At 71.1% G+C, this 24,503-nt stretch carries 21 protein-coding genes; 10 read left to right on the top strand and 11 right to left on the bottom strand.

The window, feature by feature from the left end; genetic code table 11:
* Positions 1-6 precede the first annotated feature (6 nt).
* Positions 7-885: an amidohydrolase family protein gene (locus tag CLV71_RS08420; protein WP_133902074.1), complete on the top strand. Its 879-nt coding sequence runs from the start codon at positions 7-9 to the stop codon at positions 883-885.
* Between the two features lie 10 nt (positions 886-895).
* Positions 896-1,168: a YciI family protein gene (locus CLV71_RS08415; RefSeq protein WP_166664004.1), complete on the top strand. Its 273-nt coding sequence runs from the start codon at positions 896-898 to the stop codon at positions 1,166-1,168.
* Positions 1,169-1,217: 49 nt separating this feature from the next.
* Here CLV71_RS08415 and CLV71_RS08410 read toward each other — a convergent pair whose 3' ends face one another.
* Positions 1,218-2,732 carry an MFS transporter gene (locus CLV71_RS08410; RefSeq protein ID WP_133902072.1) on the bottom strand — a complete coding sequence of 505 codons (1,515 nt, stop codon included), beginning with the start codon at positions 2,730-2,732 and terminating at the stop codon, positions 1,218-1,220.
* Between the two features lie 306 nt (positions 2,733-3,038).
* On the opposite strand from CLV71_RS08410, the gene CLV71_RS08405 reads away from it, so the two are divergent.
* On the top strand, positions 3,039-4,040 hold the full coding sequence (locus CLV71_RS08405) for a glycoside hydrolase family 5 protein (RefSeq protein ID WP_243866306.1): 1,002 nt from the start codon (positions 3,039-3,041) through the stop codon (positions 4,038-4,040).
* A gap of 112 nt (positions 4,041-4,152) precedes the next feature.
* Here CLV71_RS08405 and CLV71_RS08400 read toward each other — a convergent pair whose 3' ends face one another.
* Entirely contained in the window at positions 4,153-4,581 is a 429-nt protein-coding gene (locus tag CLV71_RS08400) for a helix-turn-helix domain-containing protein (RefSeq protein WP_208297467.1), read from the bottom strand.
* A 205-nt stretch (positions 4,582-4,786) separates the two neighbouring features.
* Here CLV71_RS08400 and CLV71_RS08395 point away from each other — a divergent pair, with 205 nt between their 5' ends.
* From CLV71_RS08395 to CLV71_RS08385, 3 genes are all read left to right on the top strand, one after another.
* Complete coding sequence (locus CLV71_RS08395; RefSeq protein WP_133902069.1) at positions 4,787-5,758, top strand: Gfo/Idh/MocA family protein; 972 nt, start codon at positions 4,787-4,789, stop codon at positions 5,756-5,758.
* A gap of 57 nt (positions 5,759-5,815) precedes the next feature.
* Positions 5,816-7,780 carry a HelD family protein gene (locus tag CLV71_RS08390; protein WP_243866304.1) on the top strand — a complete coding sequence of 655 codons (1,965 nt, stop codon included), beginning with the start codon at positions 5,816-5,818 and terminating at the stop codon, positions 7,778-7,780.
* Between the two features lie 67 nt (positions 7,781-7,847).
* Entirely contained in the window at positions 7,848-8,123 is a 276-nt protein-coding gene (locus tag CLV71_RS08385; RefSeq protein WP_133902067.1) for a YggT family protein, read from the top strand.
* Here the strand turns inward: CLV71_RS08385 and CLV71_RS08380 are convergent.
* Both CLV71_RS08380 and CLV71_RS08375 read right to left on the bottom strand, forming a co-directional pair.
* Positions 8,113-8,511: a DUF1801 domain-containing protein gene (locus tag CLV71_RS08380; protein WP_133902066.1), complete on the bottom strand. Its 399-nt coding sequence runs from the start codon at positions 8,509-8,511 to the stop codon at positions 8,113-8,115. The genes CLV71_RS08385 and CLV71_RS08380 overlap by 11 nt on opposite strands.
* Before the next feature lie 7 nt (positions 8,512-8,518).
* Entirely contained in the window at positions 8,519-8,884 is a 366-nt protein-coding gene (locus CLV71_RS08375) for a DUF1761 domain-containing protein (RefSeq protein ID WP_133902065.1), read from the bottom strand.
* A gap of 107 nt (positions 8,885-8,991) precedes the next feature.
* On the opposite strand from CLV71_RS08375, the gene CLV71_RS08370 reads away from it, so the two are divergent.
* The 4 genes from CLV71_RS08370 to CLV71_RS08355 all read left to right on the top strand — a co-directional run bounded on the left by CLV71_RS08370 (position 8,992) and on the right by CLV71_RS08355 (position 13,482).
* On the top strand, positions 8,992-9,624 hold the full coding sequence (locus tag CLV71_RS08370; protein ID WP_166664003.1) for a TetR/AcrR family transcriptional regulator: 633 nt from the start codon (positions 8,992-8,994) through the stop codon (positions 9,622-9,624).
* Positions 9,625-9,672: 48 nt separating this feature from the next.
* Positions 9,673-11,160: a serine/threonine-protein kinase gene (locus CLV71_RS08365; RefSeq protein WP_133902063.1), complete on the top strand. Its 1,488-nt coding sequence runs from the start codon at positions 9,673-9,675 to the stop codon at positions 11,158-11,160.
* A 44-nt stretch (positions 11,161-11,204) separates the two neighbouring features.
* Complete coding sequence (locus tag CLV71_RS08360) at positions 11,205-12,023, top strand: hypothetical protein (RefSeq protein WP_133902535.1); 819 nt, start codon at positions 11,205-11,207, stop codon at positions 12,021-12,023.
* A 292-nt stretch (positions 12,024-12,315) separates the two neighbouring features.
* A complete protein-coding gene (locus CLV71_RS08355; protein WP_166664002.1) occupies positions 12,316-13,482 on the top strand; it encodes an MFS transporter in 1,167 nt (388 codons plus the stop codon).
* On the opposite strand, the gene CLV71_RS08350 is transcribed toward CLV71_RS08355, so the two are convergent.
* The 7 genes from CLV71_RS08350 to CLV71_RS08320 form a co-directional block, all read right to left on the bottom strand.
* Positions 13,471-13,917, bottom strand: a complete 447-nt coding sequence (locus tag CLV71_RS08350; RefSeq protein WP_133902061.1) for a hypothetical protein — start codon at positions 13,915-13,917, stop codon at positions 13,471-13,473. The two genes, CLV71_RS08355 and CLV71_RS08350, sit on opposite strands and share 12 nt — an antisense overlap.
* The gene (locus CLV71_RS08345; protein ID WP_133902060.1) at positions 13,907-14,449 is read right to left on the bottom strand and encodes a SigE family RNA polymerase sigma factor; all 543 of its coding nucleotides are present in this window, start codon (positions 14,447-14,449) and stop codon (positions 13,907-13,909) included. Before CLV71_RS08345 ends, CLV71_RS08350 begins: the two co-directional genes overlap by 11 nt.
* Before the next feature lie 7 nt (positions 14,450-14,456).
* The gene (locus CLV71_RS08340; protein ID WP_133902059.1) at positions 14,457-14,858 is read right to left on the bottom strand and encodes a hypothetical protein; all 402 of its coding nucleotides are present in this window, start codon (positions 14,856-14,858) and stop codon (positions 14,457-14,459) included.
* 98 nt (positions 14,859-14,956) lie between these two features.
* A complete protein-coding gene (locus CLV71_RS08335; protein WP_133902058.1) occupies positions 14,957-19,282 on the bottom strand; it encodes an nSTAND1 domain-containing NTPase in 4,326 nt (1,441 codons plus the stop codon).
* A gap of 55 nt (positions 19,283-19,337) precedes the next feature.
* Complete coding sequence (locus tag CLV71_RS08330; protein WP_133902057.1) at positions 19,338-20,432, bottom strand: serine hydrolase domain-containing protein; 1,095 nt, start codon at positions 20,430-20,432, stop codon at positions 19,338-19,340.
* Positions 20,429-23,287 carry an FAD-binding and (Fe-S)-binding domain-containing protein gene (locus CLV71_RS08325; protein ID WP_133902056.1) on the bottom strand — a complete coding sequence of 953 codons (2,859 nt, stop codon included), beginning with the start codon at positions 23,285-23,287 and terminating at the stop codon, positions 20,429-20,431. The genes CLV71_RS08330 and CLV71_RS08325 overlap by 4 nt, the downstream gene beginning before the upstream one ends.
* Positions 23,284-24,444 (bottom strand): pyridoxal-phosphate-dependent aminotransferase family protein, encoded by a 1,161-nt coding sequence (locus tag CLV71_RS08320; RefSeq protein ID WP_133902055.1) that lies wholly within the window; start codon positions 24,442-24,444, stop codon positions 23,284-23,286. The genes CLV71_RS08325 and CLV71_RS08320 overlap by 4 nt, the downstream gene beginning before the upstream one ends.
* Positions 24,445-24,503 lie beyond the last annotated feature (59 nt).

The raw sequence follows: 24,503 nt of genomic DNA, 5'->3' as shown, positions 1-24,503 counted from the left end.
GTGTCAATGGACATCGTGGACGCGCACCATCACGTGTGGCGCGTCGAGGACATGCCCTGGCTGTCGGGGCCCATGGTGCCCCGGATCTTCGGCCCGTACGAGCCGATCAAGCGTGACTACCTGGTCGACGAGTACATCGCCGACGCGCGGTCCGGCGGGATCACGCAGTCGGTGTACGTGCAGGCGAACTGGCCGCTCGACCAGGTGGTCGCCGAGGTCCGCTGGCTCGCCGAGCTGAACGAGCGGACCGGCTGGCCCACGGCGGTCGTCGGCTGCGCCGACCTGTTCAGCCCCGACGCCGTCGAGGTCATGAAGCAGCAGGCGGAGTACCCCGTGGTGCGGGGCACCCGCCTGCAGCTGCACTGGCACGAGAACGAGGAGTTCCGGTTCGCGTCGGCGCCCGACCGCATGAAGGAGCCCGTCTTCCGGCGCAACGTCGCCGCGCTCGAGGAGCTGGGCTGGCTGTTCGAGCTGCAGGTGTTCCCCGGCCAGATGGCCGACGCCGCGAAGCTCGTCGAGGCGGTCCCGGACGTCCCGTTCGTGCTCGTGCACGCCGGGATGCTGACCGACCGCGAGGAGGCTACGGTCAGGGAGTGGCGCGACGGGATGGCGCGGCTCGCGCAGCTGCCGAACCTCGTCGTGAAGCTGACCGGCCAGGGCACGTTCACCCGCTGTCTCGACCCCGAGTTCATCGCGTTCGTGGCGACCGAGACGCTTGGCTGGTTCGGCCCGGACCGGTGCATGTTCGGCACGAACTTCCCGGTCGAGAAGCTGTGGACCGAGCTGCCCCCGCTGGTCGACGCCTGGCTGCGTGCCGTGCCGGAGGCCGACCACGAGGCCGTCTTCGCAGGCACCGCCCGGCGCGTGTACGCCTTACCCGAATGAAGGAGAACCTGTGGCACTGTTCCTGCTCACCTACGGCTACAACGACGCGGACGCGCGGGCCGCGCACCGCGAGGAGCACGTCGCGTACCTGAACAAGCTGAAGGACGAGGGTCGGCTCGCGGTCGCGGGGCCCTACGAGGACCAGACGGGTGGCGCGATCGTCCTGATCGCCGACGACCAGGCGGGCGCCGAGACGATCGTCGCAGGCGACCCGTACACCAAGAACGACGTCACCAAGGACCGGTACCTGCGCCAGTGGAAGGTGACCGTCGGGTCGGTCTGACACGGCCGCGGCCCGCCCCACACGCTGGTGAGGCGGGCCGCGTGAGCGTTCAGACCGCGACCGGGACGCGCTCCTCGGCCACCTCGACGACCGGCGCGGGGCGGTGACGCAGCGCGACCATCCCGACCACCGCGAAGACGACCACGATCACGATGGCGATCCCCGCGACGGTGTGCACGCCGCTGGTGAACGCGGCGCGGGCGGCGTCCAGCATGCGCGGGTCACCGGCACTCAGCGCGTTAACCAGACCCTCCTTGACCTGGTCGGACGCGGTCGCGGGCAGCTCGTCGCGGTAGACGGCCGTGCCGACGCTGCCGAAGAGCGCGATGCCCATGGCGATGCCGAACTCGGCGCTTGTCTCCGACATCGCCGAGGCCGCGCCCGCCCGGTGGACCGGGACCGAGCCGACGACCATCTCGGTGCACAGCACGCCCTGCGGTCCCATGCCGAACGCCGCGACCGACAGGCCGAGCACCACGAACACCACGCCGTTGGTGTCGTCGAGCTGGGTGAACAGCAGGAGCCCGCCCGCCGCGACCAGCATCCCGAAGCCGAGCACGAACTCGGGCCGGAACCGCTTGGCGAGGCGGGGCGCGACCATCGAGCCGAGCACCACGGCACCGGCCTGCGGCACCAGCGCGATGCCCGCCTGCGCGGTCGTGAGACCGGCGACCAGCTGCAGGTACTGGCTGATCAGCAGGAACGTGCCACCCATGGTGATCGCGCCGACCAGGATGATGCACAGTGCGGCGGCGAAGGTGCGGTTGCGGAACAGGCTCAGGTCGAGCATCGGGTCGGTCAGGCGCTGCTGGCGCCGCACGAACACGGTGCCCGCGACCAGGCCGAACGCCAGCACCACGAGCCGCGTGGTGTCGAGGCCGTCCTTGGCGATCTCCTTGAGCGCGAACACGACCGGCAGGATCGTGGCGAGCGACAGCGCGACGCTGGCCAGGTCGAGGCGACCGGCGTTCTCGTCGCGGTACTCCGGCAGCAGCTTGGGCGCGGTCACGAGCAGCAGCACCATGACGGGCACGGCCAGCAGGAACACCGAGCCCCACCAGGCGACGGACAGCAGCAGCCCGCCGACGACCGGCCCGATCACCATGCCGCCCATGAAGCAGCTCATCCACACGGCGATCGCGGTGCCGCGCTGGCGCGGGTCGCGGAACATGTTGCTGATCAGGGCGAGCGTGGAGGGCATGAGCGTGGCGCCCGCGACGCCGAGCAGTGCGCGTGCGCCGATGAGCATGGCCGGGCTGGTGGCGAACGCGGCGGCCACCGAGGCGGCACCGAAGGCGGCGCCGCCGATCATCAGGAGCTTGCGGCGGCCGATCCGGTCGCCGAGGGAACCCATGGTGACGAGGAAGCCGGCCACCATGAAGCCGTAGATGTCGATGATCCAGAGCAGTTCGGTGCCGCTCGGTCGCAGGTCGGCCGCGAGGTGCGGCACCGCGAGGTGCAGGGCGCTCATGTCGAGCGAGAGCAGCAGCGTGGGGAAGGCCAGCACGGCAAGCCCGATCCACTCGCGGCGCCCGGCCCGCGTCCCTGTCGTGTCGTTGTCCATGACCCTGGCCCTTCGTTCTTGGCGTCTCACCACCACGTCGGACCGGGGGCGGCCGAATCGACATCGACCTGGGAAAAACTTGGAATTCGGTGTTCTGGCAGGTCAGAGGCTGCTGCGGGGTCCGTTGCTCTCCGTTTGTCCGGTTCGGCCGATCGGGTGCCGCGCTTGACACGTGCCCGGCCGGATGGATAGGAAGGCTGTCTAACCAATCGTACGTCCCCTGCTGGCCGCCCGTCCGTTGCCCCCGCCGACGCGGGGGCGTAGGAGAGGAGACCTCACGTGCGTTTCCGAATACTTTCCCTTGTCGTGCCGCTTCTGTTGGCCGGTCTGCTGACGCAGCCGTCACTCGCCGAGCCGAGGGCCGTCGCCGCGACGCCTGCCGCGGTCAACGGGCAGCTGGCGGTGTGCGGGGTGAAGCTGTGCAACCAGTACGGCAAGCCGATCCAGCTGCGTGGGATGAGCACGCACGGGCTGCAGTGGTACAGCCAGTGCGTGAACGACGCGTCGCTGAACGCGCTGGCCACCGACTGGACCGCGGATGTCGTGCGGATCTCGATGTACGTGCAGGAGGACGGGTACGAGACCGATCCGGCGGGCTTCACGAACCTGGTCAGCTCGATCATCGACAAGGTCAGCGCGCGCGGCATGTACGCGATCGTCGACTGGCACATGCTCGATCCGGGGGACCCGTACTACAACCTGGCGCGGGCGAAGACGTTCTTCTCCGAGATAGCGCGGCGGCACAACGCGAAGAAGAACCTGCTGTACGAGATCGCGAACGAGCCGAGTGAGGTTTCGTGGTCGCGGATCAGGGGTTATGCCGAGGAGCTGATCCCGGTGATCCGCGCTGTCGACCCCGAGACGCCGATCCTCGTCGGGACGCGGGCGTGGTCGTCGCTGGGGGTGTCGGACGGTGCCACCGAGGCCGAGGTCGTCAACAATCCCGTGCGGGCCGGGAACATCATGTACACGTTCCATTTCTATGCGGCGTCGCACGGGACCGAGTACCTGAACGCCCTGTCGCGGGCGGCGGACCGGGTGCCGATGTTCGTCACGGAGTTCGGCACGCAGACCTACACGGGTGATGGTGGGAACGACTTCACGATGGCGCAGCGTTACCTGGACCTGATGGCGTCGAAGAAGATCAGCTGGACGAGCTGGAACTACTCCGACGACTTCCGTTCCGGTGCGGTGTTCAAGGAAGGCACGTGTTCCGGTGGGTCGTACACGGGCACGGGGCCGCTGAAGCCGGCAGGCGTGTGGGTCCGGGCCCGGATCAACACCCCGGACGACTTCCCGACCAGCTGACCCCTGACCGGCGTCGTGTCGGTGAGGACTCCGCCCTGGGTTGAAGTCTTCACCGACACGTCATCGCGCGTACGCCGGTCCAACTCTCTCGTATTCGGCAGGGTGGTGAACGTTAGTCGTCGTCTTCCAAGGATCGCAGTTCGTTGAATGCCGCCAGTTGTCGTTGTCGGCGTGCCTGCCGTTCTTTCAGTACGTCGACCGTGCGCAGGCGCGTGTGCGAACCAACCTTGTGCGACGGAATCTCGCCGGCGTTGACCTTGCGCATCAAGGTCGGGCGTGACAGGCCAAGCAACTGCGCTGCCGCCGTGGTGGTCAGCTCCTCCGGCATGGCGTTGACGGTCACAGTGTGCTCCAGGGCTACGGCCTGGACGACGTGGGCTATGAGCGCCGAGAGTTCGTCCGGCACCGGTACCGCGGCGCCTGTCCTGTCGGTCGCGGCAGTGAATCGCGCCCTGCGTATGGGAAGTCGGCTCATGAGCGCTTGCGCCTGCGCTTGGTCGAGTTCGTCAACCAGAAGAACGTCGCGATCACTCGTGGCCACTCGCGTTGACACTGCCATCCCTCCTCACCAAGGGCTCTTCACATACAACCGATCTGCCGTGCACTTGTATCTGCAAGGTGTCCCCATGTGACCATGTCGTGTACGCGGACGCAAACTCATGCGGCGAACCTCCAGTGAGGAGAACTGCACGCTCACGGGTGAACGCGTAACCTGCGGCGGGGGGACGGCGACGGGGAGGGCGACCATGATGGCTCTGCGGTTCGGGATCCTCGGCACGGCGGGTATCGCGCGGCGGCGGATGTTGCCGGCGCTTCGGGCGGCGGACGGGGTGGAGCCGGTCGCCGTGGCGAGTCGGAGGCTGGACACCGCCTCCGGGGCGGCCGACGAGTTCGGGCTGGTCGCCGTCGAGGGGTACCAGGCCCTGCTGGACCGCGACGACATCGACGCCGTCTACATCCCGTTGCCGACCGGCCTGCACGCACAGTGGATCGAGGCCGCCCTCGCCGCAGGCAAGCACGTCCTCTGCGAGAAGGCGCTCGTCCCCGACCTGGCCACCGCCGAGAAGCTCGTCGAGCAGGCTCGGGCCGCCGGGTTGCTGCTGATGGAGAGCTTCATGTTCCTCCACCACAGCCAGCACGCCGCCGTCCGTGCCATGATCGCCGACGGTGTGATCGGCGAGCCGAGAGTGTTCACCAGCGCGTTCGGCATCCCGCCGCGACCGGACGGGGACGTGCGCTACGCGGCCGACCTCGCCGGCGGCGCCCTGCTCGACGTGGGTGTGTACCCGATCCGTGCCGCGCGGCTGTTCCTCGGGCCCGACCTGACCGTGGCCGGCTCTGTGCTGCGGACCGACCCGAAGTACGGCGTCGACGTCGCGGGTAGCGCTCTGCTGTCCACTTCGGACGGTTTCACCGCCGAGCTGTCGTTCGGGTTCGAGCACGCGTTCCGCAGCATGTACGCGCTGTGGGGGACCAAGGGGCGCCTGAGTCTCCCGCTCGCGTTCACCCCGCCCGACGACCACGTGCCGGTCGTGCGGATCGAGGACGAGAACGGGGTGCGGGAGGTGCCGCTGGCCGCGGACCGCCAGTTCGTGAACATCGCGGCGGCGTTCGCGCGGACCGTGCGGGAGGGCGGCGACTTCGCGGCACACGGCGACGACATCCTGGCGCAGGCCGCACTGGTGAGCGCCGTGCGTGCGCCCTCGCTGCCCGACTGACGTTGTCAAGAAGAACAAGACTGCACTTGGCGGGGGTTTGTGGGCAAGCTCGACGGAGTGAGCAGTGAGCTTGGGATCGAACAGGACCACCTGAACGCCCTCTACGCGCGACTGGACGCGCTGCGGGACGAGGCACGCGCGGCACTCGAACGCGGCCACTCCGCCGACGTCTGGCGCGCGGAGGTCGCACGGCTGTCCTCGGTCGAGGACGGGATGTGCTTCGGCCGTCTCGACCTGGCCGACGGGCGGCGTGTCTACGTCGGGCGCATCGGCCTCTTCGACGGCGACGAGCCGTTGCTGATCGACTGGCGCGCGCCCGCCGCCCGGGCCTTCTACACCGCCACGGCCGCCGCGCCCGGTGAGGTGCTGCGTAGGCGGCGGATCAGCACGCGGGGCCGGACGGTCGTCGCGCTGGACGACGAGCTGCTCGACGCCGACGCCTCGCGTGACGGTCTCGTCGGTGAGGCCGCGCTCCTGGCCTCCGTCACGGCCGAGCGGACCGGGCGGATGCGCGACATCGTCACCACGCTGCAGGCCGAGCAGGACCGGATCATCCGTGACGACCACCGCGGCGTGCTCGTCGTGCAGGGCGGACCCGGGACCGGCAAGACGGCGGTCGCGCTGCACCGGGTCGCGTACCTGCTCTACACGCACGAGCACCTGCGGGCGCGTGGCGTGCTGGTCGTCGGGCCGAGCCGGGTGTTCCTCGACTACATCGGCCAGGTGCTGCCCGGCCTCGGGGAGAACCGGGTGGTGACGGCCACCGTGCCGGACCTCTTCCCCGGGTTCGCCGTCACCCGCGTCGACACGCCCGCCGAAGCCGAGCGCAAGGGCCGGGCCGGGATGGCCACCCGGCTGAAGGCGGCGGTGCGCGCGTTCGTGCGCGTACCGGAGGAGCCGGTCGAGGTGCGGTTCGAGCAGCAGACGCTGACCGTGACGCCGGAGCTGTGCCGGTGGGCGGTGCGCAGGGCAAGGGCGGCGGGCCTGCCCCACAACCCGGCGCGACTGGTGTTCCAGCGGGCGCTCGTGGACACCCTCACCCAACGCCTGGTGGACGTGATCGAGTCGGTCGTCCTCTCCGAGACGGGTGAGGCGCTGGACGGCGGCAGCGCGGACGGCAGCCTCGGGGCGGCCGACCGCCGGGCACTGGAGGCCGCTGGCGTCGTCATGGGGCCCGACGACGAGGGCCCGCGCACCATCCTCGACGAGACGGACAGGTCGGCCCTGCGCGGCTCACTGCTGGCCGACCCGACCGTGACCGAGGCACTCGACGAGATCTGGCCGGAGCTGACGCCCGCCCAGGTCCTCGGCCAGGACGAGTGGAGCGCCGCCGACATCCCGCTGCTCGACGAGGCCGCCGCCCTCGTCGGCGGGTCCGTGCCGGTGTTCGGGCACGTCGTCGTCGACGAGGCGCAGGAGCTGTCCGAGATGGACTGGCGGATGCTCGCCAGGCGCTGTCCGGCCAGGTCGATGACCGTCGTGGGGGACCTCGGGCAGACCGGGAGCCCGGCAGGGGCGTCGTCGTGGGAACGGGTGCTCGGGCCCCGCGACCGGCTCGCCCAGCTCACCGTCAACTACCGCACACCCGCCGAGATCATGGACGTCGCGGGGGAGCTGCTCGCCGCGCACCACCCCGGGTTGGCGGCGCCCCGGTCGGTGCGGGTCAGCGGGGAGCTGCCGTGGCGGCGAGAGGTCCGCGACCTGGCCGGGGGAGTCGCCGACGTCGTGGCCGGGCACACCGACGGTCAGCTCGCCGTCATCGCGCCGGACGTGGCGGAGCTGGCGGTGGCGCTGTCACTGCCCGTGCCGCCCGACCTCACGGGGAAGGTGGTGCTCCTGACGCCCACCCAGGCCAAGGGGCTCGAGTTCGACGAGGTCCTCATCGTCGACCCCGCCGCCGTGCTCGGTGGGCTGCTCGGGCACAACGACCTCTACGTCGCGATGACCAGGGCCACGCGGCGGCTGGGGGTGGTGCACGCGGGTCCGCCGCCCGCCGAGCTGGCCATGCTTACAGTCCGCTGAGAACTCGGACCAACTGGACACTTTTCACCATCCTCCGTGCGTTGTCCTGGCAACGGAGGTGGTCGTCATGAGTGTTCTCGGGGTGTTGCTGGGGTCGTTGCTGACCCTGTTCGTGCTGGTGATGATCGCGAGGATGATCCTGGACTGGGTCGTCGTGCTTGGCAGAGGGCCCTACTGGACGCGACGGGCGAGAACGTTCACCCACGCCGTGACCGAGCCGGCCGTCGCGCCGGTGCGTCGGCGGTTGCCGCCGATGCGGGCGGGTGGGTTCGCGATCGACCTCGCGTTCACCATCGTGTTCATCCTGGCGGTGATACTCCGGCAGATCGCGTTCAGCCTCTAGCGGCCTTCACCTTGCGCCAGCCGCCTGCCCGGTTGTTGGCGATGATGTGCCGGAACAGCTCGGTGAGCGCGGGCGCGTTGATCGGCTCACCCTCGTGGTAGGAGATCATCCGGGCGGTCTTGTTCTCGTGGCCGCCCGTGATGATGCCCTCGGGGTCGGGCACGATGCCGCCGTCGTAGAGGAACACGTTCACGTGCGTCTTCGCGGCCAGCAGCGCGCAGACGTTGCCCCGCAGCACGAAGTACGGCTGGACCGTCCGTTTGATGGTCTCCGCCACCTCGGGGTCGGCGGCGTGCACGATGTCGCGCACCCGGTGGCAGATCTCCTGCTGCCAGTCCGGCAGCCGGTCGATGTAGTCGTCGACCCTCGGGTCCTTCTCGTAGGTCATGGTGTCCTCACAGCCACAGTCCGACGATGGTGCTCACCGCGAGCAGCTTGACCAGCCAGTCTCCGCCGTGCCGCGCCGCCGTGCCCACCGGCACCCTGTCCCACAGCACGGAGCCCGACAGCAGCACGAACGGGAACGCCGCCCACAGCACGAGCGCGAGCAGCAGCAACGGTCCGACCGCCGACGTGCCCACGGCCTTCGCGAGGCCGACGACCGCGCCGGCGACCAGGGCGCTTCGGCCAAGCTCGGCGACGATCACCAGCGGGGACGGGCGCCCACCCACCGCACGCTCGCGGTCCAGCACGGCGTACCACACCGAGCTGATCACGAACGATGCGAGCGCCGAGGTCAGGATCGCCAGAAAGACCGTCATCGGGGTCCACTCCGGCCCGCTACACTCGGCGGGAGAAAACTATACTGGCTAGTGTTCATATCGGTAAACTAAACCGGCTAGTTTCCATTCGTCAAGGGGGTTCGCCGATGGCAGGGCGCCGCGAGGAGCGGTCGGCACACAAGCGCGCGGAGATCGTGGCGGCCGCGCGGAAGGTGTTCACCACCCACGGCTACCTCGGCGCCAGCATGGACGCGGTTGCCGCGGAGGCAGGCGCGTCGAAGCGGACCGTCTACCAGTACTTCGCCGACAAGGAACAGCTGTTCGCGACCGTCGTCCTTGACACCGTCGACCGCGGCCACGAGTACTTCCGGCCACGCATCGAGGCCCTCGCGGAGGCCGACGACCTCGACGAAGCGCTGCGGCGGCACGCACGCGGCACGCTCGCCGGGATCATGAACCCCGAGGTGCTCCAGATGCGCCGCCTGGTCATGGCCGAGGCCGACCGCTTCCCCGAGGTCGGCCGCGAGTACTTCGAGCGCAGCTGGGCTCGCACGACCGGTCTGCTCGCGGAGACGTTCGCCAGGCTGACCGAACGCGGCCTGCTGAAGGTGGCCGACCCGGAACGCGCCGCGCTGCTGTACACGTGGCTCGTGGTGTCGATCCCGTTGAACCGCACGGCTTTCATGGGCAACGCGGCCACCTACACCGTGGCAGAGCTCGACGAGCTCGCCGACGAGGGTGCGCGCGTCTTCCTCGCGGCGTACGGGGTCGGCGGATAGTTCCGGCAAACTCGCCGTAGTCGGGTGCTTACTCGGTAGGTTTTCACCATGGCGGACAGGCTCGTCGGTGGTCGTTACCGGATCCTCGCGCGGCTCGGCCAGGGTGGGATGGGCGTCGTGTGGCGGGCGCACGACGAGCTGCTGCGCAGGGACGTCGCGGTCAAGGAGCTGCACGTTCGCCTCGGCTGGGGTGCCGACGACGCGTCGGCGCGCGGGGTGCTGCGGGAGGCACGCGCGGCGGCCGGGCTGCGCCATCCCGGTGTGGTCGCCGTGCACGACGTGGTCGTCGAGGGCAGCAGTCCGCTGATCGTCATGGAGCTGGTCGAGGGGCCGTCGCTCGCGCAGGTGCTGAAGTCGGAGGGCTCGCTGCCCGAGACGCGGGTCGCCACGATGGGGTTGCGGCTGCTGCGGGCGCTGGAGGCCGCGCACCGGCGCGGGATCGTGCACCGCGATGTCAAGCCGGCCAACGTGATGCTCGACGGCGACCGGGTGGTGCTCACCGACTTCGGCATCGCGGCGGGTGTCGGCGACACGACCGTCACCGACGCGGGCGGCGTGCTCGGGTCGCCGGAGTACCTCGCGCCCGAACGGGTCAACGGCGGCGCGGCCACCCCCGCGTCCGACCTGTGGTCGCTCGCGGCGACGCTGTGTGCCGCACTGCGCGGGGTCTCGCCGTTCCAGCGGTCGGACACGCAGGCGACGCTCGCGGCCGTGCTCACCTACGAGCCGCCGCCGATCCCGCAGGCGCCGCGCCTGTGGCCGCTGCTGAACGCGTTGCTGCGTAAGGATCCCCGCGAACGCCCGACGGCGACGGCCGCCTCGGCCGCGCTGGCGCTCATGATCGAGCCGGACGCGGAGCCGCTGGAGTCGGTCACCGACCACGTCGAGCCGTTACCCCCGCCGCCGCCCCACCCACGCGGGCGGCGGCCGATGGCAGCGCTGGTCGCGGTGTGCGTGCTGGCGGCGGCGACCGTGGCCGGGCTGGTCGCGTTCCCCGGCACGACCCCGGTCGGCGGCTCCGCGCGGGGGTCGACGACGCTCCCGCCGCCGCCACCCGGCTTCGAGACCTACCACGGCGACGGGTTCTCGGTCGCGGTGCCGGAGGGTTGGCTCAAGGAGTCCGACGGGTCGGAGGTGTTCTGGACCAGCAGCGCGAACTCCGAGAACAGCCTCATCGCGCACGTGATGACGTGGGAACAGCGCCCCAGCAACGCGATGTCGATCCTCACCGAGTTCGAGGAGACCGAGTTCGCGACCCTCGACGTGTACTCGAACTACGAACGGCTGCGGCTGGAGGACAGGACGGCACCCGACGGCATGACGTGCGCGGAACTGGAGGTCACCTACCACGTGAGCCTGCCGGAGGGGCAGCTGGACCCGCACGACCTGCTCCACGCGGTGGTCACCGAGGACGGGCGCGTGCACCTGCTGTCCGTCGCCGCGCAGACCGTCGACCCCGGGACCACGGAACAGCTGTGGCAGCAGAACAAGGCGGACCTGGCCGCGATCCTGGACAGCTTCCGCGTCGACCCGTGACGCGTTCCGTCCCGCCGGTTGCTCTAGGCTGATCTCCCGTGGCGATGCTGCGAGTCACGGTGCGTGGTTCGGAGGCGCCCGCCGTGGTGCTGGGATCCGGCGAGACGCTGTTGATCGGCCGTGCGCCGCAGCTGCCGGACGACCGGCCCGAGACCCAGCTGCGCTTCACCGCGTACCCCCTGCCCTCGTGTGCCCCGCATGTGTCGAGGCTGCTGGGCGAGGTGATCGTCGGCGACGAGACGGTACGGTTGCGTTGGCACAGCAGGACTGCCGCGCAGCTGTCGAGCCTGTTCGACGCACCGGCGGGCGCGCGGCGGGTGGTGTTGAGCGACACGGTGACGGTGCAGCTCGACGAGGGGGAGAACCAGCTGCTCGTGTTGCGCGGCAAGCAGGTCGGCGACGATCTGTTGCTGGTGGTGGACGTGGTGCGCATGGACACGTCGGTCACCAGGCCGATTCCGTTGCCCGCACTGCAGGACCTGGACGCCGCGCCGACCAAGGACGCGCCGGGCCTCGTGCCGGGTGGCCGGGAGTGGTTCGTCGCCCTGGCGCTGGCCGAACCGTGGCTGGCCGGTGACGACGACTATCCCAGGCCGCCGACCAACCGGGAGATCTACGAGCGGGTGCTCGGGTGGCACGGGTACGCGTGGAACCTGGAACGCACGCAACGCGTGGACGACGCGATCCGGCGGGTCGCCGCGGTGGCGTTCGGGCCTCGGGAGGACCCGTTCCGCTCGGAGGCGGGTCGGAACCTGCGGAACATCCGCTTCGCGGTGGCCCGGCGAGCGGCGGAAGTCCGGTTGGTGACCGCGCAAGACCTGGCGGCGGCCAACCGCGCCGCAGCAGCAAGGCACCGCAGCTGACCCACCCCTTGCACTGAAGGGCGCCTTCGTAACGTTGGGCGTTCTGATGGGCGCCTTCGTTACGTGGGTGTTCTGAAGGGCGCCTTCGTAACGCTGGGCGTACCGAAGGGCGCCTTCGTTGCGTTCGGCGTTCTGATGGAGTCCTTCGTTGCGTGGGGCGTTGTGCGTGGCATCAGTTCCGGTCGGCGTACTGAAGGGAGCCTTCCTAACGCCCAGCGTTAGGAAGGAGTCCTTCAGTGCGGTGGGGCTGTGCCAAGATCGGACTGTGCCGGCGCAAGGGAGACCATCGGGCGTGTATCTGTTGCGTGCCCCCTACTTCCTCTGGTTGCTCACCAGCAACTGGCTCGGCAGGCTTCCCTCCGCCATGTCGTTCATCGCCGTTCCCCTTGCGTTGCGGGAGGTTGGGGCCGGGTTCGGGTTCATCGGGGTCGCCACCGGGACCGTGGCCATCGCGGCCGCGGTCGGGGCACCGTTGCTCGGGCGGCTCGTGGATCGGGTCGGGCAGGTTCGGGTGCTCGTGCCCTGCTCGATCGTTGCGGCCGTCGGGTTCGGGGCCGTCGCTGTCGCGCCTCGCGTGGACGTGGTCGTGATCGTCGGGGCCGTGCTCGCCGGTGCTGCCACGCCTCCACTCGAACCATGCCTACGCGTCCTCTGGCCGGACATCGTCGGCAAGGACCGGCTCGAGCGGGCCTACGCCATCGACTCCGCCGCCCAGGAGATGGTCTTCATCTGCGGCCCACTCGTCGTGGCGGCCTGCGTCGCACTGGTCTCGCCCGTGTTCGCGCTGTGGACCGCCGCCGTGCTCGGTGTGCTCGGGGTGGTGATCTTCGCCGTTGCCTCGCCCGTGCGGGCCTGGCGACCCGAGCCCCGGGTGCCGGACTGGCTCGGGCCCCTGCGCAGCACGGGCCTCGCTGTCCTGCTCGGCGGGCTCGCCGGGGCCGGGTTCGCCATCGGTGTCCTGACCGTGCTCGTCGTCTCCTACGCCGAGCGCCATCACGTGACCGGTGGAGCACCGATGCTGCTCGCCCTCAACGCCGGTGGCGCCCTGGTCGGTGCCCTCACCTACGGCGCCGTCAAGTGGCGCACCGCCACCCGCCGGCGGGCCGTGGGAGCCGCCGCGGGCCTCGCCGTCGGGTACGCCCTGCTCTCGATCGTTCCCTCGCCGCCCTACATGGCCCTCCTGATGGTGATCACCGGATTGTTCCTCGCGCCACTGCTCACCGCCACCTTCGTGCTCATCGGGGAACTCGCCCCACGGGGCACCACCACCGAGGCCTTCGCCTGGCTCATCACGCTCTTCGCGTTCGGCAACTCCGCGGGATCGGCCGTCGTCGGGGTCGTGATCGACGGTGCGGGCCTGCACTGGGCCGCCGCGTGCAGTGTGCTCGGCACCGGCTGGTGCCTCGTCGCACTGCTCGGCGGCTACCGGCTCCTGACGCCGGTGGCCTCAGGGCGCTGACCTCGGGGCACCGCCACCGACGCTGGGTGCCGGGTTGCCGCCGACGTTCGGTGCCGAGTCGCCACCCGGCACCGGGGCGCCGTCGCCCGTCGACTCCGGGTCGGCGCCGCTCGGTGACTGGTCGTCCGGTCGCGGCGCGTCGTCGCCGGACAGTGGCGAGTCGCCCGTCGGGGCGGGCAGATCGAGGACCGTCGGACTCGTGGTGGTCGTCGCGGGTGGGATCCCGGGATGGATGACCGCCGGCGGCCGGGCGCCACCCGCGACCACGCCGACCACCACGGCGAGCCCGACCGCGAGCGTGCTGCCCGCGAAGGCCAGCGCCGTGCGTCGGATCCGGGTTCTATGGCCGGCGGCCATCACCTCCCGCACGTCGATACCGACCGGCGGTCCGTCGTCGATGCGGTGGAACAACGCCCGGACGTCCTCATCCGGCATCCGGATCACCTCCGCTCGTGGTCGACAGCTCGGCGAAGTGCGGGCCGAGTCGCTGCCTCAGTGTCGCCAGGCCTCGGGCGGCCTGGCTCTTGACCGTGCCCGCCGAACACCGCAGTGTGGCCGCGACCTCCGCGACGCTCAGGTCGTTCCAGTACCGCAGCACGAGCACCACTCGCTGTCTCGGTGGCACCGCGGCCAGGGCACGGGTCAGCAGCAGCCGTTCCGTGCCGTCGCCGTCGACCGTCGCCGCGACGTCCGGTGGGGTGTCGGTCAGCTGCTCGCGCCGCCAGCGCCCGCGCCGGTCCTCGGCGAGGAAGGTGCGCACGACCACCCGCCGCGCGTACGCGTCGAGGACGTCGCGGCGCGCCAGCCTCGGCCACGCGACGTACAGCCGCAGCATGGCGAGCTGTGTGATGTCCTCGGCGCGGTGCCAGTCGCCGCACAGCAGGTGCGCGGTGTTCCGCAGCACGTGGACCCGTGCCGCGAAGTACGCGCTGAACTCCTCGTCGAACGACGAGCGTGCCTCGGTCACCCGGTCGTTACTGCCCCGACCCGCCGCGCGAGGGCGCGTCGACCCGCGGCGCCTGCCCGCCGACCGGCCCGTCCGCGACAGGACCGCCGCCGGGTGCGGGCGCCTGCGGGGCGTCCGGGGCGGCGGGTTGCTGGGCCGGTCCCGGCTGGACGTCCGCTGCCTGCGCGGGTGGTGCTCCGTCGCCCGGCGCCGGGCGTGGCGCGTCGGGTGCGGGTGCCTGCTGGGCGTCAGGGCTGGGCGCCGCGGGTCGGGGTGCGCTGTCTGCCGGCACGTCCGCCGCCGGAGCAGGGTCGTCCGACGTGGCCGGAACCGGTTCCGCGGACCCCGACACGGCCAGCGCCACCACGGGAACACCGACCACCAGCGCGGCGGCGGCGACACCGGCCACGAGCAACCTTCGAGTGCGCATTCGACTTCCTCGACCTACGGCGCCACCGCTGCCCGGCAGGCGCTCCGCGTTAGTCATGCGCCCACCCACCCAGGAGGTTGCACCGATCTTCCCGCCGACTACCCGCACTGTGCGACGTACTCGACGTCCGGCGCGTACTGACGCCACTGGTCCGCCGTCAGCTGCGGGGACAGCCGACGACACACACCGGCCATCGCGGCGTCCGGGTCGACGTCCCACTCGTCGATCACGCCGTTCGGCCCGACGCCGACGAGCTTGCGGTCGTCGACGAAACGGACGTCCTGCAGTGACCGCTGGTCCTCCAGTGTGGCCCACACCTTGTGGCTCGCCACGTCCCACACGATGGGCACCCCGTCCCAGCCCGACGACACCAGACGCGTGCCGTCCGGCGAGAACGACAGCGCCGTCGCCCGGTCGGTGTGCTCCACCAGCGGCACCCCCGACGCCGCGTGCCTGTCGACGTCCCACAGCCGGACCGTGTTGTCCCACCCCGCGGTGGCCACCAGGTTCCCGTGCGGCTGGAACGCGACCTCGTCGATCGCGTCGATGTGGCCCTTCAGCGGCTTGCCGATCTCCCTGCCGTCCGCCACGTCCCACAGCAGCAGGTCGCCCTTCAGCGTGCCGCCCGCCAGCCGCCCGCCGTCGGGACTGAACGCCAGGCTCCACAGCGTGTCCGTGTCGGAGGCCCACAGCTGGCGGGTGCGTGGCTGCGGCCCGGACAGGTCCACCAGCATCAGCCTGCCGCCGTCGAGGTCACCACCCCGCCCGGCACCGACCGCGAGCGTCTTCCCGTCCGGGCTGTATGCGAGCCCGAACGCCGAGATGTTGATCTTGGCGACCTGTCGGCCGCCTGCCGTCCAGATCGTCAGCCCGTCCTCGCACGACGCGGCGACGTGCGAGCCGTCCGGGCTGAACCGGGGCTGCCCCGCCGACGCGCACCGCAGGTCACGACCCGGCGCGCGTTTCCCGCTCGCCACGTCCCACACGGTCACCGTGCCGTTCTCGCTGTCGCTGAACGCGACCCGCCTGCCGTCCCTGCTGACGTCGTCGCCCGTCGACGCGCCGGACGCCACGGGCAGCCGTGCCCGCCACAGCACGATGTTGCCGTCGGCGTTGGCCACCGCGAGCGTCCGCCCGTCGGGGCTGAACGTGATCCCGAACGTGTCGTCGTCGCTGGCCCGCATCGGCTCGCCGATCTGCTGCCCGGTCGGCAGGTACCACAGCCGCACCGTGCGGTCCTGGCTCGTCGACGCGAGCACGTAGCCGAGCGGGTCGAACGCCAGGTCGCCGATCGTGCCGTTGTGGCCGGTCAGGGGCTCGCCGAGCCGTTCGCCGGTCGCCAGGTCCCACCGGCCGATGGCACTGCCGTCCCGGCACGCGACCGCGTCGTTCACCGGGTCGTAGGCGACGAACTGGCACGCGCTCCCGGTCTCGATCGTGCGCACGAGTGTCTGGTCGGCGACTCGCCACAGCCGGATCGTCCCGTCCACGCCGCCGCTGACCAGCTGCGTGCCGTCCCTGGTGAACTCCACCGACGTCGCGATGTTCGTGTGGCCGAGGAACGGGCCGCCGATCTGCCTGCCCGTGGCCGTGCTCCACAGCTGCGGGGTGCCGTGGGAGGTGGCGACGGTGCGGCCGTCCGGGCTGAAGGCGACCGCGACGACGGGCGCGCGGTGGCCGATCCGCAGGTCCACCTTCCCGGTGCGCGCGTTCACCAGGTACAGGTTCTCGTCGGTGCTGCCGACGGCCAGCTCCTTGCCGTCCGGGGAGAACGCGACCGCGTTCACGGCGTCCTTCGCGGTGAACAGCACCTTGCCCTCGTGGCTGGACGTGTCCCACAGCCGCACGGTCCTGTCGACGCCACCGGTCGCCAGCCACCGGCCGTCCGGGCTGTAGGCGACGGCCTGGACGACGCCCTTGTGCCCGTGCAGCACGGTTTCCAGCCGCTGGTTCTGCGTCGCGAGCAACGCCTCGCGGGCCTCGGTGGTGTGTGCCCGCCGCCAGGCCGCGACGGCGAGCAGCTGCGACTGCCTCGGCCAGGTGTCGAGGTACTTCCCGGCGAGTGTGGCGAGGCGCCGGGACTCGGCGTCGGCGAGCCGGTCACGCGACACCGTCGCCTGGTAGTACGCGACGACCGACGCGGCGAGCGAGGCCACCAGCAGCACGGCCAGCGCGGCGATCACGACACGCAGCCTGCGTGTCGAGCGGCGCTGCCCGCGTTCGCTCGCCTTCAGGAAGTCCTGCTGCGGCTGGGTGAGCACGTGCGTTGCGGCCCACTCCTGCGCGGCCTGCAGGCGGGTGCCCCGGTAGAGGTCGCCGCGCTCGCGACCGCCCTCCGCCCAGTTGGCGGTGGCCTCGTCGAGCCGTTGGCGCAGCAGGAGGTCCTGGCGTTCGGCGTCGACCCACGCCCGCAGCCGGGGCCACGCCACGAGCAGCGCGTCGTGCGAGAGCCGCACGCCCTCGTCGTCCGCGCTGACCAGCCGCGCGTCGACGAGCGCGGTCACCGCGCGTTCGTCCAGCTCGCTCCTCGGGGCACGGCGCCTGGCGATGCCGCCGTCGGGCAGGACCCGCACGAGCCGCAGCAGCGTGGCTCGCAGCGTGGCCTGGTGGTAGGGGTGGAGCTGCCCGAACAGCTGGTCGGCGCTGACCGCGACGGCACGGTCCACGCCGCCGGTCATCTGGTAGCCGCGCAGCGTCAGCACGTTGCCCCAGCGGTGCTGCCAGGTCGCGCGCAACGCGTGTGCGAGGCGGGGGAGCGGGTTCTCGGCGACGCCGTCGCGAGCACCGACGTCGCTGATCAGCCGTTCGACCAGACCGTCCTCGACGACGAGCCCCACCTGCTCGGCGGGCCGGGTGATCACCTCGCGCAGCTCGTCGACGCCGAGCGGGCCGACGACGAACGGGGTGTCGAGCGCGGTCCGCAACGGCGTCAGCGCGATGCAGTCCGGCACGTAGTCGGCCCGCACCGACAGGATCACGAGCGCGGGCCAGGCGTGTGCGAGTGCGGTCGCGAACGCCACGCGCTCGTCGGGCGGTGCGCCGTCGGTGAACAGCTGCTCGAACTGGTCCACCACGATGACGAGCCGGCCGCCGTCCCGCGCGGCCCGGTCCGACGCCGCCCGGCACAGCTGTCCGAACCGCGTCGGGTCCTGGCGGATCGTGGTCGCGAGCGTCGCGGGGTCGACGAGGATGACACCCGCGAGCCGCGCCGCGAGCGTCTCGACGGGCCGGTCGCCGGGCGTGAGCACGACACGGGGCCAGCGGGTGGGTGCCGCCTGGTCGAGAGCCGGGAAGAGCCCCGCGACCAGCAACGACGACTTGCCGGTGCCGGACGCGCCGACCACGACGATCGGGCCGCCTGCCGCCAGCTGGCCGGACAGGCGGACGAGCAGGTCGGTGATCTCGGCGTCCCGGCCGTGGTACCAGGCGGCGTCACCGGCGCCGAAGCTGCGCAGCCCGGGATAGGGACACAGATCGGCGGCCGGTTCCTGCTCGTCGGGGGTCTCGCGGCGGGCGGCCACGGACACGATGGCCCGCATGATCACCTGTTGGCCGGGCACCGCCGGATCGGTGGGCAGGACGGGGGTCGTGAGCTGCGTTGGCTGGGCGAGGGCCGCGTGGGCGGCGGCCGTGAGCTGGCCGGCGGTGGCGTGGCGGCGGCGCGGGTCCTTGTCCATGCCGGTGGCCACGACCAGGTCCAGTGCGGGCGGGATGCGTGGGTCGAACACCGATGGTGCGGGTGCCGTCGTGTTGAGCTGCGCGGCGAGCTTCGCGGCCGGGTCGATGCCGGGGAAGGGCACGACGCCGGTCAGGCACTCGTAGAGGACGCAGGCGAGTGAGTAGACGTCGGCGGTGCCGGTGACGTCGAGGCCGCGCAGCTGTTCCGGGGCGATGTAGTCGAGGGAGCCGACGTACCCGCCGGTGACGGTCATCCGCGTGACCTCGGGGTCGAGCGGGCGCGCGATGCCGAAGTCGGTGAGGAAGGCGGTGTCGTCGTCGCCGAGCAGGATGTTCGAGGGCTTGACGTCGCGGTGCACGACACCGTTGGCGTGGGCCGTGTCCAGGGCGTGGGCCACCTGGGTGAGGATGCGGACGGACCGGCCGGGGTCGATCCGTCCGCCGGACAGCACGCGCCGGAGGTCGCCACCCTCGACGAGCCGCATCGCGAGGTAGAGCTGGTGTCCGTTGCCGCTGGTGGTGTCGCTGCCGGAGTCGAGGACGGGCACGATGTGCGGGTCGGACAGGCCCGCGACGACCTGGGCCTCACGACGCAGGCGGTCGGCGTGGTGCTGGTCGGCCGAGGCGGGCAGCAGCTTGACCGCCACGGTCCTGCCGTTCGAGGTGTCGACCGCGCGGTAGACCTCGCCCATGCCGCCCCGGCCGAGCAGACCTTCGAGCCGGTACCGCCCCGCAAGCAGCGTCACGCTCACAGGCTACTGGCCGCCGGGTCGGCACACGGTGTGCTTCGGAACGTTCCGCTCAGCGCTGTCCCAGGGCGAGGCCCGCGAGCGTTCTGCCGAAGTCCTCGACGTCCAGCTCGATGTTGGCGAGCACGGTGACGGTCACGCCCGAGGACGGGTGTGCCTCCACGTACGAGGTGAAGCCGGGCAGGCCGCCCGCGTGGCTGTAGGCATCGACGGTGGCCGTGCTCGCACCGCGGAACTGGATGCCGTAGCCGTACCACGTGGTCGAGTTCGCCTGGACCCGTGGGCGCAGCAGCTCCGCGAGCGTCTCCCTCCTGACCACGGGCGGGTCGCCGGTGAGCAGGAACCGTTGCCAGCGGCCGAGGTCCGTCACCGTCGAGTACATGCCGCCCGCCGCGTAGAACACCGAGTCGTCGAGTACCTGCGCGGGCGTGGTCCAGTCCGTGTAGCCGACCGCGTAGTCCTCGCCCGGCGGCAGACCGGGTTGGTAGCCGGTGTCGGACAGGCCGAGCGGGTCGAGGACCTCGTCGTGCAGGAACTGGCCGTAGGACATGCCGGAGACGCGTTCGACGAGCGCCCCGAGCAGCACGTAACCGGAGTTGCTGTACGCCCACCGCGTGCCGGGTGCGAAGTCCGTCGGCAGCGTCGCGATGTGCCCCAGCAGCTGCTCCGGTGTCGGCTGCCGCGTGCCGATCGTCGCGTAGAACTGGTCGATGCCCGCGGTCTCGTCGGCGAAGTCGTGCAGCCCGGAGGTGTGGGTGAGCAGCTGGTCGATGGTGATGGGCGCCCACGCCGGCGGGCAGTTCGAGAGGTACGAGCACACCCCGTCGACGACGTTCAGCCTGCCCTGTTCCCGCAGCCGCAGTACGGCCAGTGCGGTGAACTGCTTGCTCACCGACGCGATGCGAAACCTCGTGTTCGGCCCGTTCCGCACCTCGTTCACCGGGTCGGCGAGGCCGAAACCTCTGCGCAGCAACACCTTCGTGCCGTCACGTACCTCGACCGCGCCTCGGAACCGTTCGGTGGACACGGCCTGGTCGACGTAGTCGAGCAGCGGGTCGGGACGTGCCGGTGCCGGCTCGGTCCTGATCGGGGCGCACGCCGTCACCAGCGCCGCGATGGCGAGCAGGACCCCCGGCGTGCTCCTCATCCGGCCATTGTCACCCCTGGCGACGCCTCTTTCGGGGCTTTCAGGGCAGCCAGCACCAGTTCCACCGGATGGAGTGGCCGCCTGCCCGTGCCGTGCGTGATCTGCTGACGGCACGACACGCCGGTGGCCGCGATGACCGTGTCGTCCGGTTCCGCCCGCACCGCGGGGAAGAGGCGGTCCTCGCCGACGGTCATCGACACGGCGTAGTGCTCGGCCTCGAAGCCGAACGAGCCGGCCATGCCGCAGCAGCCCGCGTCCACCTCGTGAACGGTCACGTTCGGGATGCGGGACAGCATCGCCAGCGTCGCCGCCGTGCCGACATCCGCCTTCTGGTGGCAGTGGCCGTGGTAGAGGATCCGCCTGCCCGCTACCCACGAGTCGGGCGAAAGTCGCAGGTCACCGGCGTCGATGGCCTCGGTGACCAGCTCCTCGACCTGCCGCACCCGGCCGGCCACCTCGCGGGCCCTCGGGTCGTCCGGCAGCAGGGCGAGCGTCTCGTCACGCAGGGACAGCAGACACGACGGCTCACAGCCCACGATCGGCGTCGTCGCGCCTGCCAGCCGGTCGAGCATGCCGGTCGCCTTGCGGCGGGCGTCGTCCAGCAGACCCTTGGACAGGCTCGACCTGCCGCAACAGCCGCCCGTGGCCAGCTCCACCTGGTAGCCGGCGCTGGTCAGCAGCTCGATGGCGGCCTGCCCGACGGCAGGCTCGGTGTAGGTGGTGAAGGAGTCGGCGAGGAACGTCACCGTGCCGCGCGTGGCCTTCGCCGGTGCGGTTCCCCGGAACCAGCGGACCAGGTTGCGGCGTTGGAAGCGGGGCAGCGGCCGGTTCGGGGTGATGCCGACGAAACGGCGCAGGAAACCCGCGTGGTTCGAGAGCGGCGCGGTCGCCGAGCCGAGGCGGTTGAGCAGGCGGATGCCTGCGAAGAGCCGCGAACGCAGTGGCACACCGCGGTTCGCGTGCCGGTGGTGCAACGCCTCGCTCTTGAGCTTCGCCATGTCCACGCCCAGCGGACACTCGCTCTTGCACGCCTTGCACATCAGGCACAGGTCGAGCACCTCGTGCAGCCGGTCGTCGCCGAGCGCCTTCACGGGGTCCGGCTGGGACAGCGCGTGCACGAGCGCGCCCGCACGACCTCGGGTCGAGTCCTCCTCGTCGCGCGTCGCCATGTACGACGGGCACATCACGCCCGCGTCGGTCTTGCGGCACAGGCCGATGTTCATGCAGCGGTCGGCCGCGCCCCGCATGCCGCCGACCACCTCGAACGCCAGCTGGGTCGTGAAGGCGGGTGCCTCGGGGAGCGCGGGGTCACGCAGGTTCTCCGTCATCGACGGCGAGTCGACGATCTTCCCGGGGTTGAGCACGTTCTCCGGGTCGAACAGGGCCTTGACCCGCCGCATCGCCTCGTACAGGTCCTCGCCGAACAGCTCGCGGTTGAACTCGCCCCTGGCCAGGCCGTCGCCGTGCTCGCTGGAGTTCACGCCGCCGTACTCGCGGACCAGGTCCTTGACCTCCTCGGCGACGGCACGCATGGTCGCCACCCCGTTCGGGTCCGTCAGGTCCACGAACGGGCGGACGTGCAGGCAGCCGACCGAGCAGTGGCCGTAGAACCCGGCCCGCAGGCCGTGCCTGTCGAGGATCTTCGCGAACCTGGCCGTGTACTCGGGCAGGTGCCGGGGATCCACGGCCGTGTCCTCGACGAACGCGAGCGGCCTGCGTGAGCCCACGCTCGCCGCCATGAGCAGGCCGAGTCCCGCCTTGCGCACCTTCAACAGCGACCCCTGCTGGGCCGGGGTGATCGCCTCCAGCGTGTGGTAGCCGTGGTTGTGCCTGCGCCACAACGAGGTGAGCGTGCTGAGTCGTCCGGCCAGCTCCTTCTCGTCGTCGCCGGTGAGGCTGACGAACAGCAGCGCGTCCGGGTCGCCGGACAGGATCGTGCCGAGCGCGGCGTACTCGTGCTTCTGCCGGGACAGGTCGAGGATCGTGCGGTCCATCAGCTCGACGGCGGCCGGGTCGCACGCCAGCGCGTCCTCGGTGGCCGCGATGGCGGCCTGCGTCGAGGTGAAGTGGCCGACGGCGATGACCGTCCTCCTGGGCTTCGGGACGAGGTCGACCAGCGCGTTGGTGACGACGACGAGGGTGCCCTCCGAGCCGACGACGAACTTCGCGAGGTCGAAGTCGGCCGCCAGGCGGTCGAGCCGGTAGCCACCTGCCCTGCGCCAGAACTCGGGATAGCCGGTCGCGATGGCGGTCCTGTTGTCCTCGACCAGCTTCGGCAGCTCGCGGCACAGGCGGCCGGCCAGTGTGTCCACTGTGGACATGTCGACACCCGGTGCGAGGTGGGCGGTCGACGCGTCGGAGAGCACGACGTCCAGCTCGCGGACGTGGTCGATGGTCATGCCGTACCGCACGGAACCGCTGCCTGCGGAGTTGTTGCCGATCATCCCGCCGATCGTGGCGCGGTTGCTGGTGGAGGTGTCCGGGCCGAACATCAGCCCGTGCGCCGAGGCGGCACGGTTGAGCTGGTCCTGGACCACGCCAGGTTCGACGAGCGCGGTGCGTGCCTGCGGGTCCAGCTCGAGGATCCTGTTCAGGTGCCGGGACAGGTCCAGCACGATGCCGGGGCCGACCGTCTGGCCGGCGAGGCTCGTGCCGGCACCCCTGGGGACGACCGGCACGCCGTGCTCGCGGGCGGCGGCCACCGCCGCGGCCACGTCGTCGACGTCACGCGGGAACGCCACGCCGAGCGGGGTGATCGCGTACATGCTGGCGTCCCGCGCGTACAGCTGCCGGGTGTAGTCGTCGAACCGGACCTCGCCCGCCAGGTCGCGGCGGAGCCGTTGTGCCAGGCTCATGTCAGCTCCAGGACCCGCAGTGCGGCGTCGACCCCGCCGGGGCGGACCGGCACGCCGGCGAGCGACAGTCCCATGTGGACCCCGGAGAGCGTGCCGGCGAGTGAGACGTCGTTGAAGTGGCCGAGGTGCCCGATGCGGAACACCCGGCCCGCGAGGCGCCCGAGGCCGGTGCCGAGCGACATGTTGAAGCGGTCGAGGATGAGCGCGCGGATCTTGTCCGCGTCGTGCCCCTCCGGCACGAGGACGGCGGTGAGGACCGGCGAGTACTCACGCTCGTCCAGCGCCAGGACCTCAAGGCCCCAGCCCCGTACGGCCGCCCGCGTGGCCTCGCCGTGTCTGCGGTGTCTGGCGAACACGGCCTCGAGGCCCTCCTCGGCGAGGATCGCGAGGCTCTCCCGCAGCCCGTACAGCAGGTTCGTCGGTGGGGTGTAGGGGAAGTAGCCGCGCTCGTTGGCCGCGAGGATCGGACGCCAGTCCCAGTAGGCACGCCGGAACCCGGCGCTTTCGGCCGCGCGCAGCGCCTTCTCGCTCACCGCGTTGAACCCGAGGCCCGGTGGGAGGAGCAAACCCTTCTGGGAGCAGGAGACCGTGACGTCCACGCCCCACTCGTCGTGCCGGTACTCGACGGACCCGAGTGAGGAGACCGTGTCCACGAGCAGCAGCGCCGGGTGGCCCGCCTCGTCGAGTGCCCGCCGGATCTCGGGAACCCTGCTGGTCACGCCGGTCGACGTCTCGTTGTGCACCACGCAGACGGCCTTGATCGTGCTGTCCCCGGCCAGTTTCTCCGCCAGCACGGCGGGATCCACGCCGTGACGCCAGTCGCCGGGCACGAGGTCCACGTCCAGCCCGAGGTTCACCGCGAGGTCGCGCCAGAGCGTCGCGAAGTGACCGGTCTCGAACGCCAGCACCCGGTCGCCGGGGCTGAGCGTGTTGACCAGCGCGGCCTCCCACGCCCCCGTGCCGGACGACGGGTAGGCGACCACCGGATCGGACGTGCCGAACACGGGTTTCAGCGCGTCGAGCACCTCGCGGGCGAGCACCGCGAAATCGGGACCCCGGTGGTCGATCGTCGGTGCGGAAATGGCACGCAACACACGGTCGGGCACATTTGTCGGACCGGGAATTTGCAGGAAATGCCGTCCGGCCGGGTATGGCATCGCCAACTCCTGTCGGTTTCTCGTTACCTATTGACTGTCACTTGTGAGTCACGTCATAG

The organism is Actinophytocola oryzae (assembly GCF_004364325.1).
In the GTDB taxonomy this organism is placed as follows: Bacteria; Actinomycetota; Actinomycetes; order Mycobacteriales; family Pseudonocardiaceae; genus Actinophytocola; species Actinophytocola oryzae.
This window is presented reverse-complemented; position numbering and strand designations above follow the sequence as displayed.